Raw genomic sequence first — 18,350 nt, 5'->3', positions numbered from 1 at the left:
CCTTTTTCATGAAGGGATTTCTAATAAATTTTATAATGCCAATTTTTCTGGGCGTTTATTTATCTTATTAAAAATTAATTCATTACTTTTTAAATAGTGGTAATTTCTCTACTCTTCCTTTCAGGTTTTTATTCCTCACAGTAATAAATATTTCAGTGCCTGGTTTACTGTAATCAAGGTTTACATATCCCAGACCGATTCCAATTCCCATTGAGGGAGACATGGTGCCGGAAGTAACCTCTCCAATAATTTGCCCATTTTGATTTACTATTGGGTAATGGGCTCTTGGAATTCCTTTTTCTTCCAAAAGGAAACCAACCAATTTTTTGTTTATGCCTTCTTCCTTTTGTCTTTTCAGGAATTTACTATTAATAAAGTCTTTATTGAATTTGGTAATCCATCCCAAACCTGCTTCAAGTGGGGAGGTTTCTTCATTAATGTCATTTCCATAAAGACAATATCCCATTTCCAGCCTTAAGGTATCTCTTGCACCCAAACCTATTGGTTTGATATTGAACTGTTTACCTGCTTCGAAAATTGCATCCCAAACTTTTTCAGCATCCTCATTTCTTACATATATTTCAAAACCTCCTGCGCCAGTGTATCCCGTGCCTGATATAATGACATTTTCAACCCCGGCAAATTTCCCAATTGAAAAATGATAAAATTTAATTTCTGATAAATTAGTGGGAGTTAAGGATTGAATGGCTTTTGCTGCTAAAGGACCTTGTACAGCAAATAAGGAAATAGAATCTGAAATATTTTCCAATTTGGCACCAATGTCGTTGTGTTTATTGATCCAGTTCCAATCCTTTTCAATATTGGAAGCATTAACTACTAACATATATTCTTCATCACCCATTCTGTAAACGATGAGATCATCTACAATACCTCCAGTCTCATTTGGGAAGCAAGAGTATTGCGCCTGACCCACTACCAGATTGGAGGCATCATTAGAAGTTACTTTTTGAATTAGTTCCAGCGCTTTTGGTCCGGTTACCATAAATTCACCCATATGGGAAACATCAAAAACTCCTACTCCTTCTCTAACGGTCTGATGCTCTTCTATATCAGAAGAATATCTTACGGGCATATTAAAACCAGCAAAAGGAGCCATTTTTGCTCCTAGCGCTACATGTTTATCATTCAACTGAATTTTTTTAATCTGTTCTATCATCGCAAGGGTTTATTTTCTTTGCAATACTAATTAAAATGTTTTTAAAAAATAAAACCGGTCTTCTAACCGGTCTATGATTAAATGGAAATACGATGTTCTTTAAACTGAAAAACTTTCTCCACAACCACAAGTCCTGGAGGCATTGGGGTTTACAAACTGAAAACCTTTCCCATTTAAGCCGTCGGTAAATTCAAGTGTTGTACCGGCTAAATAAAGCAAGCTTTTTCTGTCCACTAGGATTTTAATGCCCTTGTCTTCGAAAACATGATCAGTTTCGGTAATGTTGGCATCAAAATCAAGGTCATACATCAATCCTGAACAACCGCCTCCTTTTACTGAGACCCTAATGTTTTCATTTTCCTGTCTTCCTTCCTCCTGCTTAAGGTCGAGAATTCTTTGCTTTGCCTTTTCGGTAATTAATATCATATGATTTCTTCAATTCTTTAGCCGCATTTGAGAAACATGCTTACTTTTGAAATAATTCAAATACAAATATAAAAAATCAAAAATTATGAGAAAAATTGAGCACCTTGGTGTAGCTGTTAGTGATCTGCAAAAATCAAATGAACTTTTTAGAAAATTATTGGGGAAAGCCCATTACAAAGAGGAAACGGTTGAAGGGGAAGGAGTAAAAACTTCCTTTTTTCAAATAGGAGAAACTAAAATAGAATTACTTGAAGCTACAAAGGAAGATAGTCCTATTGGTAAATTCCTATCTAAGAAGTCAGAGGGAATCCATCATATCGCATTTGATGTCGAAGATATTGAATCTGAAGTTAGAAGGTTAAAAGATGCTGGTTTTGAAATTTTAAATGAGGTTCCCAAAATCGGAGCTGATAATAAATTGGTAGTATTCCTTCATCCAAAGAGTACCAATGGGGTATTGGTAGAATTGTGTCAAGAGAGGGTTTAAATAGTTTACTAATTGAAAATCATTTTTTATATGATTTGGATTGCTCAAATTAAATCAACCCAACTAATTTTTTGTTAATCTTTAGCCGTCATTTACAATCAAATGAAATGGTAAATATTGTTCTTGTTGGATTTTTTGGTCAACATAGCCTAGGCTTTTTATAATATCCTTGTCGTCCAGAGAATTAGGATTTCAAGGAATCAATCAAAAAGACGTGTTGTCTTTAATGATGTATTGTTTTTATGCGATATCAGATGCTAATTTTATAATAGAATTATTTTAAATATAAAAACTTGTTATTTGAATAATAAATAACGTAATTTGAATATCAAATCAGCGATAGCTGTGTCCTTAGGTGAAAAGTATATTTCATTTTGAGATATTGATTCTTTAGGGTGGGACTTATGTATTCTTTAATTAAATATAATTTACTTAAATGTTAAAAGTAGCTTTAATCGGAGCAGGTAAGATGGGGATTTCTCACCTTTCAATTTTAGGAGCACATCCTGAGGTGGAGGTAGTAGGGGTTTGTGATACTTCCAAAATCGTTTCAGATGTTTTGGAAAAGTACAGTGGTTTTGAATGTTTTGCTGATTATAAAAAAATGGTTGATAAGGCAAAGCCTGATGCTGTATTTGTAGCTGTTCCCACCAAATTTCATTACCAAATGGTAAAAGACCTTTTGAACAAAGGAATCCATGTTTTTTCAGAAAAGCCATTTTGTCTAAATCCACAGGAAAGCAAAGAATTGGTAGAAATAGCAAAGTCAAAAAGATTAGTCAATCAAGTGGGGTACCATAACAAGTTTGTAGGAACTTTTCAGGAGGTCAAAAGATTAGTCGAAGCTGGTTACATAGGCGAAATACAACATTTTACAGGAGAAGCCTATGGGCCAGTTGTAATCAAGAAAAAAAGTGATACTTGGCGATCTGACCCTAATGAAGGAGGTGGGTGCCTAATGGATTATGCTTCACATGTTATTGACCTGATCAATGATATATTATCGCCTATTGAATCCTGTAAAGGGGCCATTTTAAAATCTATTTATTCTAAACATGTGGACGATGCGGTTTATGCATTGGTAGGTATAAAATCTGGAGAGACAGGTGTGATTTCAGTTAACTGGAGTGATGAAACCTTCAGGAAAATGTCAACTTCATTAACAATTATTGGCTCTAAAGGAAAGATCATTTCTGACGCCAACGAGTTGAAAGTGTATTTTAAAACTAAAGAATTCCCTGAAGGGTACAGTGGAGGGTGGAATGTTAAATATGTTACCGACTTAACTAATGAAGTTGATTTCTATCTTCGTGGGGAAGAATACTCTTCTCAAATCGATTACTTCGTGAAAGCAGTTCAAGGAAAGGTCCCAAATAACATTAATACTTTTGAAAGTGCCTGGAAAACTGATGTTTCAATTTCAATCATTAAAAAATCTTCATAATCATGGAAAGAATAATATTCGGCGATAATCAGTTTTTTGCTGTTAATCATATTTCAGATGAAAAATCAAGGGCTCAAGCCATTAAATTTAAAGATGATGATGCCATTATCAAGGTATTGGATGATGCAAGGGCTGCTGGGATAAATACATTTATGTGTACTACACACGATAGGATTGCAAACATTTGCGATATCATAAGAGATAACCCTGAAAAATATGAAGGGTTTAAAATTTATCCATGTATGCCTTATGCACATAAATATGCAAATGCTGTCACAGAACTTGGAATTGTTGGAACCCTAAAAGAATATGTACCGGGTAATTTTTTTGGATCCTTATTCAAAGGAGGAATGGCAGTTGTTTCCAAAGATTTCATTTCAATGATGGAGCTTTTGATTGATGCTGAAATGAAAATGTTTAAAGGTATAGATACGCCAGTTATTTTCCTTCAAAATGTAATAACTGATTTATTGATAGGGTTAGGTATGAAAGATTTTCTTATAGCCTTTGCCAATTACATTGAAAAAAAATACAATGCTGAGGCTGGATTTATTACCATGAATTTGCCCAAACTTTTACCTATTCTTGAAGAAGGAGGTATCAAGAATCCCATAATTTGTACATCAATAAATAAAGTCAATTTCAGGATGTCCGGAGGAAAAGAGCTTTATGAAGAAATCCTAAAACAAGGAAGGGCTAGGATTATTGCCATGCAAGTGTTGGGAGGAGGTGCCATTCCACCGAAAGAAGCTTTGGAATATGTAAGTAACTTGCCTAATGTAGAGTCAATATTGTTTGGAGCTTCATCTAAGCAGAACATTCAGAATACAGTAGATACAATTCATAAGTTTGACAATAAAACAGAATTAATTAGTTGATTGAAATGATCCAAAAATTTGGAGAAAGAAAATAAGAAGAATCAAGAAGAAAAAAATTATATTAACTAATTAGATAATTTAATGGTTTGATGAATCCAAATTGTAATTTTATATCTAAATTTCAAATTAAATCGAAGCTTTGTTATAAATTCAAACAAATTCTTCAAAAATGCCAATTATCACTATTAACATAGTTTAATTATGGTGATTTAAAAATAATGCCATTAATTTATCTATTTAGAAATACTATGAATACTCAATTTACCATTTATATGGATTTATCTAATAAATCTAGTTCTGCTATGAGAATATCCCCATTACCATTAAAATTATTATTCTTTATACTAATATCTGGATTCTTTGGTTGTAGCAAAGAAGATGATTCTGATCCAATTCCTCAACCTGTAGAAATTGTATCTTGGTCGAAGTCAGAATTTGTAAATCAGGGTCTAGCAAATACAAAATTGTTTGGAAATGTATTAAAAGCAGTATCAGGCAACGCCTTATTCAATCCCCTAAATATTACAAGCGCAAATTCGCCCTTGAGTTTCCAACAATTTCAATCCAGAATTGGAAGATACAAACTTCCTTTATCGGAAAAGGCATTTATTACAAGAACTGAGAGAGAGGTTTTTGTTTTTAATCCAGCTAATTTGAGCCTTGATAATGCCATTAGGCTAAATATGATTGAACTTGATCCTGAATTTCTATTTTTTGAAGATATCCCTTTGTGGGAAGGTGAGGCTTTTGGATTATTACCAACTGGTACAGCATTTATTCCTTACAGATCCTTATCAAATGGGGTAGCTGTTAATACGCCAAGTTTTTTGTTGATAAAAACAGATCTGGAAAATGATAAGATAGTCATCAAAAGTATTCAATTAATAAAAGAAAATTTCATAGATTATTATGTTAATTGTGAGAACATTGAATCTCATTTTGATAATTTTTATGTTCAGTTAGATTTTTTCAAGTATAAGTTTGATAACAACGGAAACTTTTCAAAAATATCTGAAAACAAGGGTAAAATATTCAAATATCAAGCAGGATTAATGTCTATTGAAATAGACAGTCGAACAGGCAATATTGTAGCAAAGACATCAGACCGCAATGGAAGTAATTGGTCTATTGCAGGAAGCGTTGAATATAATCAGTTACTCTCACTTCTGGATTTTACTGAAATTGATGGAAAAGTAATTGGATTCTTTGGTAATGAAATTTATCAATTGACTATTGGAGGAGGTACAATAAGAAGGATCGAATTAGAAAACAAAGGGTTATCTGGAAGGATAAACGTAATTACAGAATTGCCCAACAATGAAATTTTAATTTCAACATCTTGTAACTCCCCGGCGGGAGGCTGTGGAGCTTACACCAAATCAAAAGTGGATTTCTTTAAAGAAAAGCAAGTGCCGAAATAAGATAGATTGATAGAAAATTAGAAATTAAATTTTCAAATAAAAGTTGATTCAAGACCGATTATCTCTAATCGGTCTTTTTTTTTTGGAATTCCAGCTTTTTTTCTATTAAACTTAAATAATATTTAACCTTGTATTTTTGTAATTCATTTATTGAATAGAATGGTGTAGTTTTCATCATATCTTTGATGGTATAATTAATTGCTAAAATAATGTCAGAAAAAAGAACAGAAATAAGTGCGCTTGGTGAATTTGGTCTGATAGATCACCTCAACGAAAAAATAGTTATCCGACATTCATCTACTCTGAAAGGAATTGGAGATGATGCCGCTGTCATAGATTCAGGTGAACATGTGAAAGTTGTCACTACGGACCTTTTATTGGAAGGGGTACATTTTGATCTTTCATATGCGCCATTAACCCATGTGGGTTTCAAAGCCGTAGCTGTTAATGTTTCTGATGTAGCAGCTATGAATGCAATTCCAAAACAGATTACAGTTAGCATTGCCTTGTCCAATAGATTTTCAGTTGAAGCTGTTGATGCATTATACGCTGGCATCAATGCGGCTGCAGAGCATTATAGTGTGGATGTGATTGGTGGTGATACTACTGCCTCTAGATCTGGCCTGGTGATTTCGGTAACTGCCATTGGAGAGGCGAAAAAGGAACAAATTGTCTATCGGTCTGGAGCCAAAGTGAATGATATTATCTGTGTGACCGGAGACTTAGGAGGAGCTTTGGTTGGTTTACAGGTTCTGGAAAGAGAAAAGCAGGTATTCCTTTCCAATCCGGATATGAAGCCTGAACTTGAAAAATATCAGATCGTCACAGCTCGACAATTACGACCTGAAGCTAGGATGGATATTATCCACGAACTTAGAGAACTTGAAGTAATACCTACCAGTATGATGGATATTTCGGATGGATTGGCTTCAGAATTATTCCATATCTGTAAAGCCTCTAATGTTGGCGTGACAATATATGAAGATAAGCTTCCAATTGATAAGCAAACTTTTGATACAGCAGTAGAACTTGGCTTGGACCCAATTACGTGTGTACTGAATGGAGGGGAGGATTATGAATTATTATTTACTATTGATCAAAAGGACTTTCATAAGTTGGAGAAGCATCCTGACATTCATTTTATCGGTCATGTTTCCAAAGAAGAGGACGGAAAGTATTTAGTGACGAAAAGTGGTACTGCGGCACAATTGAAAGCTCAAGGTTGGAAACACTTCTAAGTTTTTCCTTGAATCGGTATAAAGTACAGGATTTCTCTCCTTTATACCGATTCCAGGAAAAAATGACCTTATTTTTTGTGTTTACAATAGGTGATTTTTTGTAAGAGGTCAATTTAACAAAAACGTTCAAAGTTTTATCAACTTCAAATTGTGGTGGACTACAGGGAACCTCGGGTTATTATGGATCCTTTATTACAAAAGAAAAATATTTTGTTAATTGAAAAGAAGTTGAATGATGGGGATTATCTCTTAGACGCGGTAAATTTGGTTGAGAGTTAAACTACCCCTGACCTCTGTCCTTCTATCAAGGATGGAAGAATATTTTATCAGGCTGCCAAAATGTTCTATTCAAAAATTTAATCCGGCAATATATTAGAAGTAAAGGTAAAAGAACTTTAAACAGAGTTTAAAAAGGGAAACCTTCCAAGTTATAATTTTAGCTATTTCTATAGCCTTCAAATTGCCTGCTTTGTGGTCTAAAAACAAGGAGGAAACCTTAAGTATTATGCTATAAAGCTATAAACAGCCTGCAAAAGTTATGTTGATCTATTTTAGGTGTAGACCTGGATTTAAACCTAGATTCGGCAAAATAAAAAAGTTTAATCAAACATTAAATCCATATTATACAAGGGATAACCGGGATTGGGGCTGACCGGACAATCCTTTCGATCAATCATTTTGGCAGTATGAAAGAAACATTACTATTTCAATAACTTACTTGAATAAAATACAGGGAATAGGTTTATCGACAAAAAAAATAAAAGTGATCTTAGATGGGGAAAGTTTACGCAAATAGTAAACTTTCCGGATTTCTTATTTTGAACAGGAACAGACCATCAATCCTCAGGATAAGGGATATACACAAAGCTTGTGAATTCTTTGTCCATTACAAACAGACAGCAAAATTCATCCGGATTTTTGTAGGCTTTTTTAAAGTCTTCAACAAGTTCTTCCGCAATCAATTTTCGTTGAATGAACTCATCCAGATAGGTGATGTAGTAATTCCAGTCCAACTTTTTTTCTACCTTTCCTAAAAATAACTGCCCAATTGGCTGTTCTTCTTTGGAAATGGGGAAAATGGGATAATCCGAAAACTTCCTACTTCTGACTTGATAAGATGCTTCTTTGAGGATATCTGATACATTTACAAAATCCTTGGTGATGGTTCCGAGATATTTGCCGGACAATTCCGGATCATTGAAATCTGAAATCATGATTTTAAAGTTAATCTTACAACATTCTCTACATGGTAAGTCTGAGGGAACATATCAACAGGCTGAATTATATCGATTTTATATTTTTCTGCCAATAAAGCAAGGTCTCTAGCCTGCGTTGCAGGATTACAACTCACATAAACAATTTTTGGAGCTTCCAACCTTAGAAGCATATTCACCACATCCTCATGCATGCCGGCCCTTGGGGGATCCGTAATGATTACATCTGGTTTGGGGTGGTTATTCAAGAACTCATCATTTAAAATGTCTTTCATATCCCCTGCAAAAAATGAGGTGTTATCCAATCCGTTGACCTTTGAATTTAATTTGGCATCTTCAATCGCTGCTTCAACATATTCTATCCCAATTACCGATTTTGCTCTTTTGGCTACAAAATTAGCTATGGTTCCTGTACCGGTGTACAAATCATAAACTATTTCTTCCCCTGTTAATTCTGCGAATTCCCTCGCGACCTTATAAAGTTCATAAGCCTGTTCGGAATTGGTCTGGTAAAAGGATTTTGGTCCGATTCTGAATTTTAAGTCCTCCATTTCTTCCTCAATGTAATCCTTACCCTGATAGGTATTTACTTCAAGATCATGGTAAGTCTCATTTTTCTTAAGGTTAATGATATACAATAGAGAAGTTATTGAGGGGAAATTGTGTTTTAAAAATTGCATTACAAGCTCAATTTGATTGGGATTATCCTCGCCAAACTGCACAATAACCATTGTTTCGCCAATACTAGTTGTCCGGATAATGAGGTTTCTAAGCAATCCATTCTGGTTCCTGATATCATAGAAACTCAAACTTTCTTTTAGTGCGAAATCCCTGAGTTTGTTTCTAATTTCATTAGATAATCCTCCCTGCAGATAGCAGTGTTCGATGTCAATAATTTTATCAAACATCTTGGGAATGTGAAATCCCAAAGCATTTTTTTCAAAAGTTTCACCTGAATTGATCTCTTCCCTGGTCAGCCAGCGATTATTGGAAAAGGTAAAGTCCAGCTTATTTCTGTAATACTGGGTTTTATTTGATCCTATTATCGGCAATACTTCAGGGGTATCTACTTTAGCTATCCTGGTGAATTGATCGATTACTTGTTGTCTTTTGTAGGATTTCTGGAGCTCATAATTGATGTGTTGCCACTTACAACCACCACAAGTGCCAAAGTGTGAGCAAAATGGATCAACGCGTTCCTTTGATAATTCATGAAAAACAATGGCTTCTCCCTCCATGAACGAATTTTTGCCTCTGGTAACCCTTACATCCACCACATCCCCTGGTGCAACATTATTGACAAAAACAACCTTACCCTCATAATGTGCCACGCATTTTCCTTCTGCTGCAATCCTTTCTATCTGGAGGTTATTGATAACCTTATTTTTCATCTTTCTGGACATGGCCGCAAAATTAAGTAAAAAAATTCTCTAAGCCTTGTGCCTTCATAAAACATGAATTCCTTTTTCGTTTTAGCTTTGGATCAAAGGAAATTTAGTACTAAAAATTGAATTGAATTTATATTCATCCCGAGCATCTTTTTATCTTTAACAATTCAATATGTAAAATGATGAGATTTAAGGATAAAGTTGTTATCATAACAGGTGCCACTTCTGGGATTGGTGAAGCTTGTGCCTTTGCTTTCGGAATGGAAGGGGCAAAAATTACCATAACCGGAAGGAATTCTGAGAAATTGGAAAATTCAGTCAAACGACTTGAAAATGAAGGGGTTTCTGTTTTGGGGATTCTTGCAGATGCGGCTTCTGAAGCAGATAATAAAAAGTTGGCTGAAGAGACCGTAAAACATTTCGGAAGGATTGATGTACTTATCAATAATGCTGGAATCAGTATGCGGGCCTTATTTGAAAATTTGGATTTAGAGGTTTTTCATAAAGTTATGGACACCAATTTTTGGGGAACAGTTTACGCCACCAAATATTGTCTTCCGGAAATTCTTAAAAATAAAGGTTCAATTGTTGGAGTATCTTCAATCAATGGTTACAGAGGAACTCCTGCAAGAACAGCATATACAGCAAGTAAATATGCCATGAACGGATTTTTTGAATCTCTCCGGACAGAAGTTATGAAAAGGGGGGTACATGTATTGGTTGCAAGCCCTGGTTTTACAGCATCCAATATCAGGAACAATGCCCTTACAGCCGATGGAACACCTCAGGGAGAATCTCCTAGGGAAGAAGCCAAGATGATGAGTTCTGAGGAGGTAGCCAAGGAAATATTGAAAGCTATATTAAAGAGAAAAAGAGATCTTGTACTCACAGGTCAGGGCAAATTGGCAGTATTCTTGAATAAATGGATTCCAGGCATCATGGATGGAATTGTTTACAATCACATGGCCAAAGAAAAAGATTCTCCATTTAAATAAAGTTCATGCTCAAAGATATCTTTCAGGTTTACCTCAATAGATTGGTGGATTTATCCAGTAGGAATAGGTCATTGTACCTATCCAATCTTATAATTTCTCAAATGGTAGACTTGAATGATTTCAATTTTTTGAACCACCAACCTTCCTACTTTTATATTGAGCAACTATTAGAGAAGAACAGATCTATACCTCTGATACCTTTGGCAGATGCGAGGGATGAAAAAGTAAATGTAATTTCAAAAAGACTTGCAAGAATTCTTTCATTGGCTGAAACAGCAGAGTCCGAAACCGGGGAAAAAAGTTTGTTTGTAGGATGGCCCTTTGTGGAAGGAAAACTGATCAATGATCAGGTAGTAAGATGCCCATTGATTTTTTTTCCGATAGAATTGGTAAGGCAATCGGAAACCTGGGTTTTAAAACAATCAAAAACATACCCTCCATTTTTTAATAAGAATTTCTTTTTGGCCTATTCCCATGCCTATGGTACAGAACCCTTAAACTTTGAAGAGGAAAACCCCTTAGAAGTATTTCCAAATGACCAGGTAGGGTTTTTAAATGAACTTTACAGGTTTTTGAAAAAAGAATTAGTAATAAATTTCACCTCAGAACTTTACGAAAACCGTCTAAAAAATTTCCCGAATTCTTCAAAAAGTCTTGATGATGAAAGGTTGGAATTGGGCAAATTGAAATTAATGCCTTATTCCATTTTGGGGCTATTTTCCCAAAAGACCAGCTTCTTGATTCAGGACTATGAGTCACTTCTAAAAGATAACGATTTTGATTCTTTGGAGGATATATTTTACCATCATTTTGCTCCCCAAGAAGGTTTTCCGATCTCTGTAAGGGAAGATCAATTATACAGCTGTTTCCCTTTGGATGCTTATCAGGAGCGAGTGCTCAAAGCAGTGAGATCCGGAAAATCAGTTGTGGTGGAAGGACCACCCGGTACAGGAAAATCGCAATTGATCAGCAATCTAGCTCTTGATTATATCTCTCGGGGCAAGAAAGTCTTGGTGGTTTCGCAGAAAAGAGTTGCACTTGATGTAGTATTTCAAAGGCTTTCGGAGTTAGGGTTTGGCGATTTTTTAGCGCTAGTGCATGATTTTAGGGCAGATCGAAAGGAATTGTTCCAAAAAATTCAGTCCCAGATTGAAGCAATTGACAAGTACGAAGAAATGAATAGATCAATCGATTCTATTCAGCTAGAAAGGCAGTTCTTTCAATTGTCGAAACGCATAGAGAATAACGCCGAGTTTTTTGACAATTATAAAAAAGCCCTTTTCAATACCGAAGAATGTGATTTACCAATAAAGTCCTTGTATCTGGAATCAAAATTTTCAGAGGAGCATTTTGATCTTAGGCAATTTTACAAAAAACTTACCTTTAACAAGGTGGATTCATTTTTAAGAAACCTGAAAATTTACGGGATTTATTACAAGAAATATCAAAGGAATGATTCGTTTTGGCTTCACAGGGATAGCTTTAGCCTTTTTTCGCCACAGACTTTATTAAGATTTCAAGAGACCTTTGATGAAATTGAGGCCTTTAAATCAAAAATCATAAATAATTACCATCAATGCAGCAGATTTGATATTTCTTATCTGTTCACACTTTATGAAAGACACGAAAGTTTAAAAGAATGCTTTCTGCTCCTGAGCCAGAAGGACACATTGAATGCTTTTTCGAAAATATTGAAGGTGGATTTTTCGGAGATTGATCTGCCTTGGCTGGACAAAAAGATTTCAGCTATTAAATTGATGCTTTCCGAGTATGGTGTGGAATGGACCTCTAATGACGATGAGGTGGAGTCATATTTAAAACTGTCTCTTGAATATCAGGAAAGAAGGAGGGAGTTAGTCAATGTATTTCTTTGGCCATGGAAAAAGAAAAAATTCATGCCCCTTTTTCATCTTTTAGATAAAAATAGCCTAACACAAGATGATTTTGGAAATGAAACGATAGTAAAAAAGCTGGAAAATAGATTAAACGTAAATCATCAGTACACGCTACTTTCCCAAAAAACCTGGCTGGACCTTCCCGGAAAACCATTTGACTTTGTTCAATTCAACCATTTTGCAATATCTCTTTTTAAAGCTATTGATGCGATGGAGATTATCCAAAACTTAGGCGAGGACGGTAAATTCCTGCTTGACCAGATTTCTGAGGGGGAAGAGTTTTTGATGCGGTTGGGTACATTTCTAAGTGATCTTGGTGAACTGGAAAAAAGGCTACCATATTGGCATCTTTTGTTTTCAAAAGTACAAGTCCAACATTTGTTTTTGCAGAATTCAGGGAAGGAAATAGCATCTCTTAAAGAAGAACTTAAGCTGATTTTTGATGACTTAGTAGCATTTGATGCCTTAAGGGATCAAATCCAGGCTGATGAAAAAGAATTGATAGAGAAAATCTGGGACAATTACCCGGATCAGGATTTTGAAATAGTAAAGGAAAAGTTTTTATCAGGCCTAAGATTAGCGTGGATTGAGCATATTGAACTTAAATATCCTGTATTAAAAGAAATCAGTACTCCCAAAGCCCAACATATCCAGGAAGAATTGGTAGCGGATGTGATTGAAAAATGGAAGCTTTCAAAATTCATTTCTGCGCTCCGGGTCAGAGAAAGAACATTTAATTCCCTTGAATACAACCGCTTGGGAAACCTTCTTACTTATAGGGAATTGAGCCATCAGGTAAATAAGAAAAAGAAAATTTGGACTGTTAAGAAAGTATTAGAGGCATATGAGGAGGAAGTTTTTAAACTGATGCCCTGTTGGCTTGCATCCCCTGAGACAGTTTCTGCTCTCTTTCCATTGAAACAATCTTTTGATCTGGTAATTTTTGATGAGTCTTCTCAGTGTTTTGTTGAAAAGGGATTTCCTGCCATGCTTAGGGGAAAGCAAGTAGTTATTGCGGGGGATTCAAAGCAGTTGCAGCCTTTTGACCTATATACTATCCGTATGGATGGGGAAGGTGAAGGATTGGAGTATGATACTGTTTCGTTATTGGAACTTTGTTCCAAATATTTTGAAAGATATTGGTTACAGGGTCATTACAGAAGTTCTCAGGCCAATCTCATCCAATTTTCAAATATGAATTTCTATGAAGGAAAATTAAGTATGCTTCCTGATAGGAACCTCATGAATCATCCTCAAGACGCATTTAGGATGATAAAAGTAGATGGAATTTGGGAATTTCAAACAAATGTGAATGAAGCAGAGGAAGTAATCAAAGAAATAAGGTTTCTCCAGAAAAAATTTCCCAGGGACAATATTGGAATTATAACTTTCAATTTTTTCCAAATGGAATTGATTCAGGAAATGGTCTTGGAAGACACCGAGATCAATCTTCGAAATGTGAAAATTAAGAACATTGAAAATGTCCAGGGGGATGAATTCGACAGGGTTGTTTTTTCAATTGGTTATGCTAAGAATAAATCAGGAAGATTGATTGCAAATTTTGGGTTGTTATCAAAGTCAGGAGGGATTAACAGATTAAATGTAGCAATCACAAGAGCTAGGAAAAGCATCACATTGATAACAAGTCTTTCCTCGAGGGATTTCAAACAAGACCAGTTGAAAAATCCCGGTGTTGAAATGCTTAAGAATTATATTGAATTTGTCGAAAATATAGTACAAGGAAAAGTATATGGAAATGAAATTGAACAAAAAACTTATAACTCAAGATGGCTATTGAAACTAAAGCTACTGGAGGACTCAAGCAATTTTGAATTGAAACCCTTCAAAGATTCTAAGTGGATGGATTTGGCCCTATTAGAATCAGGTCAATATGCCAAAGCTATATTAACCGATGATGATAGATTGCACAGCTCTTATGGAGCAAAGGAAGCTTTTGCCTATCATCCTATACAATTGCAGGAAAAAAACTGGCCGTTCTCCTTATTTTTTTCCCGGCAATATTGGTTAGGTAAGGATTTTGATGAGATTTTGGATTAATTTTTAGGACAGGTTTAAATAGGAAATTTTGCTTTATTACTATTATTAGGGGGGGGTATTGTGGATAACTCCTCTGAAGTTTTCCGCTGTTGAGGTCCTTCTTATTTGACCAAATTCTATTGTAGAGCAATCAGCTAGGTTTTCATGGTGCCAATGATTATTGTAATCATCTATCCAATCCAAAGTTATCTCTCTTACCTCTTAAAAGCTGAAGAACAGGTATTTGTCAAGCACTTCTTTGCGGTATGTTCTGTTAAATCTTTCCACATATGCCTTTTGGGTCGGTTTTCCCGGTTGGATGAACTGGAAAGTCACACAGTTTTTTTCTGACCAGCTTCTTAACTTATCCGAAATAAACTCCGACCCGTTATCCACCCTGATCTTTTCGGGTAGACCTCTGGTTTCCTTTAATTCCTCCAGAACTAGTATTCCCCTTTCTTAAAGGAGGCTTGTTGCAATCTCTATGTTCAGTACCTCCCTGTTATAATCATCGAGAATATTCAGCGTCCTGAAACGCTGTCCGCTTACAAGACTATCCGACATGAAGTCCATGGACCATGTTGAGCTGGGAAACAACGGCTGGTCCAACGGTTCTTTTTCCCTTACCGGAATCCTTCTCTTCCCCCTTCTTTTCATATTCAGGTTGAGAAGCTTATATATCCTGTAAACCCGCTTGTGGTTCCATATTATGGCCTTTTTACGCATCCTTTTGAAGAGCAGCCAAAACCCGTAATGGCTGAAGCAGTCAGCCCAGCTCCTTACTGTATCTATTACTTGCGAATCGTCACGTTTGCTGACATAATAATAGTTGGATCTGGAATGTCCCATCAACCTGCACGCCCTGCTGATACTCACAGGATATGTTTCCAAGATGTAATCCACTCTTTGTTGGCGCTCAGCAGGGCTTAAAACTTTTTTGAAATTACATCCCTGAGGATTTTATTGTCCAGGGTGAGTTCTACATACATCTTCTTCAGCTTCCTGTTCTCCTCCACAACTACTTTGAGCCGTTGGACTTCCATGCCGCCAAACTTCTATTTCCATGCATAAAATGTAGCCCTGTGAATCCCCATATCCCGGCAGATTTAGATCACATCCCTGCGAGATTCATTCACTTTTAGTGCTTTGATGGTTTGGCTCTCGGTAAACCTAGTCTTTTTCATATAGTTTAAACTCAAGAATTCTTTCTATTTTTAAACTGTCCGATTTTTTGGGGAGCTTACAGTTTAAATGTCTGCCCGCCTTCTCCATTCTTAATCCCGTTTTTCTGGATTTTTTCAACATCTCTGCAAATTAAACGTGAAGCAAAAATCTGATATTCAATAACATATTTAAGTATTGGTAAATCATAAAATACTGTTGATCTTTGTATTATAAAGCTATTTAAAGTTTGTTTTGTCTAAAGTCCTATTTCTAAAAAGTATAAGTGTCTAAAAAGATCAAAAAAAAATAACATTTGAAGCATTTAGTACAGTAATCCAAAAGGGATTGATAAATAGGTTTAAACATGAGTTTAAATCGATAAGGAGGTTTTTGAAATTGCCTGGTTATTCCGGTTGTAAATCCAAAATTACTGATTGATGGAAAAAGTCAAGTCTTACAATTATTTCAACTTTTTTTATAAAAAACCAATTGCAAGTGGTTTGCTTGGCTTTTTAATAGCTTTTGTCCTGAGTCAGCTGATTACCCTCAAGGATTATCAAATCCATTTGAACCAGGAAAAAGAAGAGGTTTTATCTTATTCTTCGCTGATAATTGAAAAAATCAATACTGTTTTAAAAGATTCATTTTCAGCTGCTTCTATTCTGACTTTCCTCCATGGGAGAGTGGATTTTGATAAGGAGTTTGCTGTTTTAGGGGAAGAGATTCTGGATAAATTCCCTTTGATAGATGCTGTCCAATGGAATCAAGGGGGAATAATCAAATATGTATATCCTTTGGAGGGAAATGAAGCCTCTTTGGGTTTGGATATTTTGAATGATACTTTGACCCATAAAAGCATTGAAGCAAAGCTGGCAATTGAAAAAGGGGAGCTGTTTTTTGCAGGTCCTTTTGAACTTAAGCAGGAAGGAATGGGGATAGTAGGCCGCCTGCCAATTTACAGGGAGGGCGATTTTTTTGCATTTTCAGTTGTAATTGTCCGCCTGGAAACCTTTTTAGCATTACTGGATTACAATCCAGAAGAGGAAAACAAATATTATGTCCAATTTTCAAAAATAAACCCGGGTACAGGAATAGAGGAGTTTTTTCTGCCTGAAGAAAATGGATATAATGGTTTCCGTATTGTTAATAAAATCAATGAGGGAAATTGGATACTTAGTATTCAATTGAAAAAATCCGATGCTTTCAAAAAGGTTTTGCCCCAGTTGATATTTAGAACTTTTTTTTCCCTGATCTGTGGTATGGCCATCCTGTTTTTAGCCAAATTGCCCTCCATTCTCAATAAAGAGGTGGCCAAGAAATCAAAGGAGCTTCGGAAGACCATTAAAAGGTTCAAAATGGCCAGCAAAGCGACCTCTGATGCTATTTGGGAATGGGACTTTGTAAAAGACAGGATATACAGGTCACCAAATTTCGTTAAACTCTTTGGTTATTCTTATTCCTTTTTCAATATGAAGCAGGAACTTTTTGAAGAACTCATTCATCCTGAGGACCTGCAGCGGACAAAATCTAACTTCCAGAAATTTCTTGAAGGAAAAGAGCTGTTCTGGGAGCAGGAATTCCGGTTCCTGAAGGAGAATGGGGATTATGCATACGTAGTGGATAAAGGGATTCTTTTGAGAAACAAAAGTGGAATGCCAGTGAAATTTTATGGGGCAATCCAGGATATTTCACTATTGAAGGAGCGGGAAATCCAATTGATCAATTTTTCCGAAAGACTGGACCAAAGGGCTAAAGAACTGCAAGAGGCCATCTACCGCCTGGAGGAATCCGAAAAAAGGTACAGGGAACTTTTTGAATTAAGTCCCTTGCCCATGTGGGTCTTTGATTTGGAAACATTACGTTTTTTGGATGTAAATGATGCCGCCGTCAACAATTATGGGTTTTCCAAAGAAGAATTTTTAAGTATGACGATCAAAGATATTAGGGGAGAAGAAGATATCGCTGCCCTTGAAGAAAAGGTGAGCCAAAGAAAGGAAATCAATGGATTGGTGTTTTCAGGAGTTTACCGGCATATCAAGAAAAACGGGCAATCTATTGACGTAGAGATCAGTTCAAATAAAATCAATTATAAGGGAAAAATAGTGGTATTGGTTTTGGCAGTTGATGTGACCCTTAGAAATAAATATGTAGGAGCCATTGAAATCCAAAACGCTAAATTGAGAGAAATTGCATGGCTTCAGTCCCATATAGTAAGGGCTCCTTTAGCCAGACTGTTGGGCTTGATCTATTTGTTGAAAGATGAAATGGCTGAAAACCCGGATCAAAGCCTTGAATCCCTTGCAGAATTAATGGAATATATCATCAGTTCAGCAAAGGAACTGGATGATGTCATAAGGGAAATCACTGAAAAAACCGAAAGTATCAATTATTATTGATGGGTATCAAGCAATTGAGTAAAAAGGCCACCAAGCCTGCATATTGCTTTAGAATTATACAAATATTTCTATTCCAAAGGCGTTAATCGGGAAAAGAGCGCTTATTTTTTCATGATAAATTTTGCTGTTAGAGCAATAGTCCCACATTCCTAAAGCTTAATCTGAGCAAGGCAATTGGCCAGTAGGATTT

General features: G+C 35.7%; 12 protein-coding genes and 1 pseudogene. 8 read left to right on the top strand and 5 right to left on the bottom strand.

The features are described 5' to 3' along the window. Window positions 1-82 precede the first annotated feature (82 nt). Window positions 83-1,177 (bottom strand): glycine cleavage system aminomethyltransferase GcvT, encoded by a 1,095-nt coding sequence (gene gcvT, locus CLV48_RS18155; protein WP_106568717.1) that lies wholly within the window; start codon window positions 1,175-1,177, stop codon window positions 83-85. A 99-nt stretch (window positions 1,178-1,276) separates the two neighbouring features. Beyond that, the gene (locus CLV48_RS18150; protein WP_106568716.1) at window positions 1,277-1,603 is read right to left on the bottom strand and encodes a HesB/IscA family protein; all 327 of its coding nucleotides are present in this window, start codon (window positions 1,601-1,603) and stop codon (window positions 1,277-1,279) included. Window positions 1,604-1,688: 85 nt separating this feature from the next. Here CLV48_RS18150 and mce point away from each other — a divergent pair, with 85 nt between their 5' ends. The 5 genes from mce to thiL all read left to right on the top strand — a co-directional run bounded on the left by mce (window position 1,689) and on the right by thiL (window position 7,071). Continuing rightward, complete coding sequence (mce, locus tag CLV48_RS18145) at window positions 1,689-2,090, top strand: methylmalonyl-CoA epimerase (RefSeq protein WP_106568715.1); 402 nt, start codon at window positions 1,689-1,691, stop codon at window positions 2,088-2,090. Between the two features lie 436 nt (window positions 2,091-2,526). Further along, on the top strand, window positions 2,527-3,534 hold the full coding sequence (locus CLV48_RS18140) for a Gfo/Idh/MocA family protein (RefSeq protein WP_106568714.1): 1,008 nt from the start codon (window positions 2,527-2,529) through the stop codon (window positions 3,532-3,534). A 2-nt stretch (window positions 3,535-3,536) separates the two neighbouring features. Beyond that, window positions 3,537-4,412, top strand: a complete 876-nt coding sequence (locus CLV48_RS18135) for an aldo-keto reductase family protein (protein WP_106568713.1) — start codon at window positions 3,537-3,539, stop codon at window positions 4,410-4,412. A 272-nt stretch (window positions 4,413-4,684) separates the two neighbouring features. Next, a complete protein-coding gene (locus CLV48_RS18130) occupies window positions 4,685-5,833 on the top strand; it encodes a hypothetical protein (protein WP_146140121.1) in 1,149 nt (382 codons plus the stop codon). 209 nt (window positions 5,834-6,042) lie between these two features. Then, window positions 6,043-7,071 carry a thiamine-phosphate kinase gene (gene thiL / locus CLV48_RS18125; protein WP_106568711.1) on the top strand — a complete coding sequence of 343 codons (1,029 nt, stop codon included), beginning with the start codon at window positions 6,043-6,045 and terminating at the stop codon, window positions 7,069-7,071. Between the two features lie 836 nt (window positions 7,072-7,907). Here thiL and CLV48_RS18120 read toward each other — a convergent pair. Together CLV48_RS18120 and rlmD are read right to left on the bottom strand one after the other, a co-directional pair. Further along, window positions 7,908-8,285, bottom strand: a complete 378-nt coding sequence (locus tag CLV48_RS18120) for a hypothetical protein (RefSeq protein ID WP_106568710.1) — start codon at window positions 8,283-8,285, stop codon at window positions 7,908-7,910. Continuing rightward, complete coding sequence (rlmD, locus tag CLV48_RS18115; protein WP_106568709.1) at window positions 8,282-9,688, bottom strand: 23S rRNA (uracil(1939)-C(5))-methyltransferase RlmD; 1,407 nt, start codon at window positions 9,686-9,688, stop codon at window positions 8,282-8,284. The genes CLV48_RS18120 and rlmD overlap by 4 nt, the downstream gene beginning before the upstream one ends. Window positions 9,689-9,855: 167 nt before the next feature. Between rlmD and CLV48_RS18110 the strand changes: the two genes are divergently transcribed. Next, window positions 9,856-10,668, top strand: coding sequence for an SDR family oxidoreductase (locus CLV48_RS18110; RefSeq protein WP_106568765.1), 813 nt, complete (start codon window positions 9,856-9,858; stop codon window positions 10,666-10,668). A 5-nt stretch (window positions 10,669-10,673) separates the two neighbouring features. After that, window positions 10,674-14,621, top strand: a complete 3,948-nt coding sequence (locus CLV48_RS18105; RefSeq protein ID WP_106568708.1) for an AAA domain-containing protein — start codon at window positions 10,674-10,676, stop codon at window positions 14,619-14,621. A gap of 45 nt (window positions 14,622-14,666) precedes the next feature. On the opposite strand, the pseudogene CLV48_RS18100 reads toward CLV48_RS18105, so the two are convergent. Beyond that, a pseudogene (locus CLV48_RS18100) lies at window positions 14,667-15,784 on the bottom strand (IS3 family transposase). Between the two features lie 417 nt (window positions 15,785-16,201). On the opposite strand from CLV48_RS18100, the gene CLV48_RS18095 reads away from it, so the two are divergent. Further along, on the top strand, window positions 16,202-18,160 hold the full coding sequence (locus CLV48_RS18095; protein ID WP_106568707.1) for a PAS domain S-box protein: 1,959 nt from the start codon (window positions 16,202-16,204) through the stop codon (window positions 18,158-18,160). Window positions 18,161-18,350: the final 190 nt, after the last annotated feature.

It is taken from the genome of Cecembia rubra, from assembly GCF_003014575.1.
In the GTDB taxonomy this organism is placed as follows: domain Bacteria; phylum Bacteroidota; class Bacteroidia; order Cytophagales; family Cyclobacteriaceae; genus Cecembia_A; species Cecembia_A rubra.
The sequence above is the reverse complement of the archived record's forward strand: the minus strand, read 5'-3'. Positions and strand labels throughout refer to the sequence as shown.

What these genes read in the sequence shown, in the direction of transcription:
- gcvT (WP_106568717.1), bottom strand. Translation starts at nt 1,177, where the DNA reads ATGATAGAACAGATTAAAAAAATTCAGTTGAATGATAAACATGTAGCG.
- CLV48_RS18150 (WP_106568716.1), bottom strand. Translation starts at nt 1,603, where the DNA reads ATGATATTAATTACCGAAAAGGCAAAGCAAAGAATTCTCGACCTTAAG.
- mce (WP_106568715.1), top strand. Translation starts at nt 1,689, where the DNA reads ATGAGAAAAATTGAGCACCTTGGTGTAGCTGTTAGTGATCTGCAAAAA.
- CLV48_RS18140 (WP_106568714.1), top strand. Translation starts at nt 2,527, where the DNA reads ATGTTAAAAGTAGCTTTAATCGGAGCAGGTAAGATGGGGATTTCTCAC.
- CLV48_RS18135 (WP_106568713.1), top strand. Translation starts at nt 3,537, where the DNA reads ATGGAAAGAATAATATTCGGCGATAATCAGTTTTTTGCTGTTAATCAT.
- CLV48_RS18130 (WP_146140121.1), top strand. Translation starts at nt 4,685, where the DNA reads ATGGATTTATCTAATAAATCTAGTTCTGCTATGAGAATATCCCCATTA.
- thiL (WP_106568711.1), top strand. Translation starts at nt 6,043, where the DNA reads ATGTCAGAAAAAAGAACAGAAATAAGTGCGCTTGGTGAATTTGGTCTG.
- CLV48_RS18120 (WP_106568710.1), bottom strand. Translation starts at nt 8,285, where the DNA reads ATGATTTCAGATTTCAATGATCCGGAATTGTCCGGCAAATATCTCGGA.
- rlmD (WP_106568709.1), bottom strand. Translation starts at nt 9,688, where the DNA reads ATGTCCAGAAAGATGAAAAATAAGGTTATCAATAACCTCCAGATAGAA.
- CLV48_RS18110 (WP_106568765.1), top strand. Translation starts at nt 9,856, where the DNA reads ATGAGATTTAAGGATAAAGTTGTTATCATAACAGGTGCCACTTCTGGG.
- CLV48_RS18105 (WP_106568708.1), top strand. Translation starts at nt 10,674, where the DNA reads ATGCTCAAAGATATCTTTCAGGTTTACCTCAATAGATTGGTGGATTTA.
- CLV48_RS18095 (WP_106568707.1), top strand. Translation starts at nt 16,202, where the DNA reads ATGGAAAAAGTCAAGTCTTACAATTATTTCAACTTTTTTTATAAAAAA.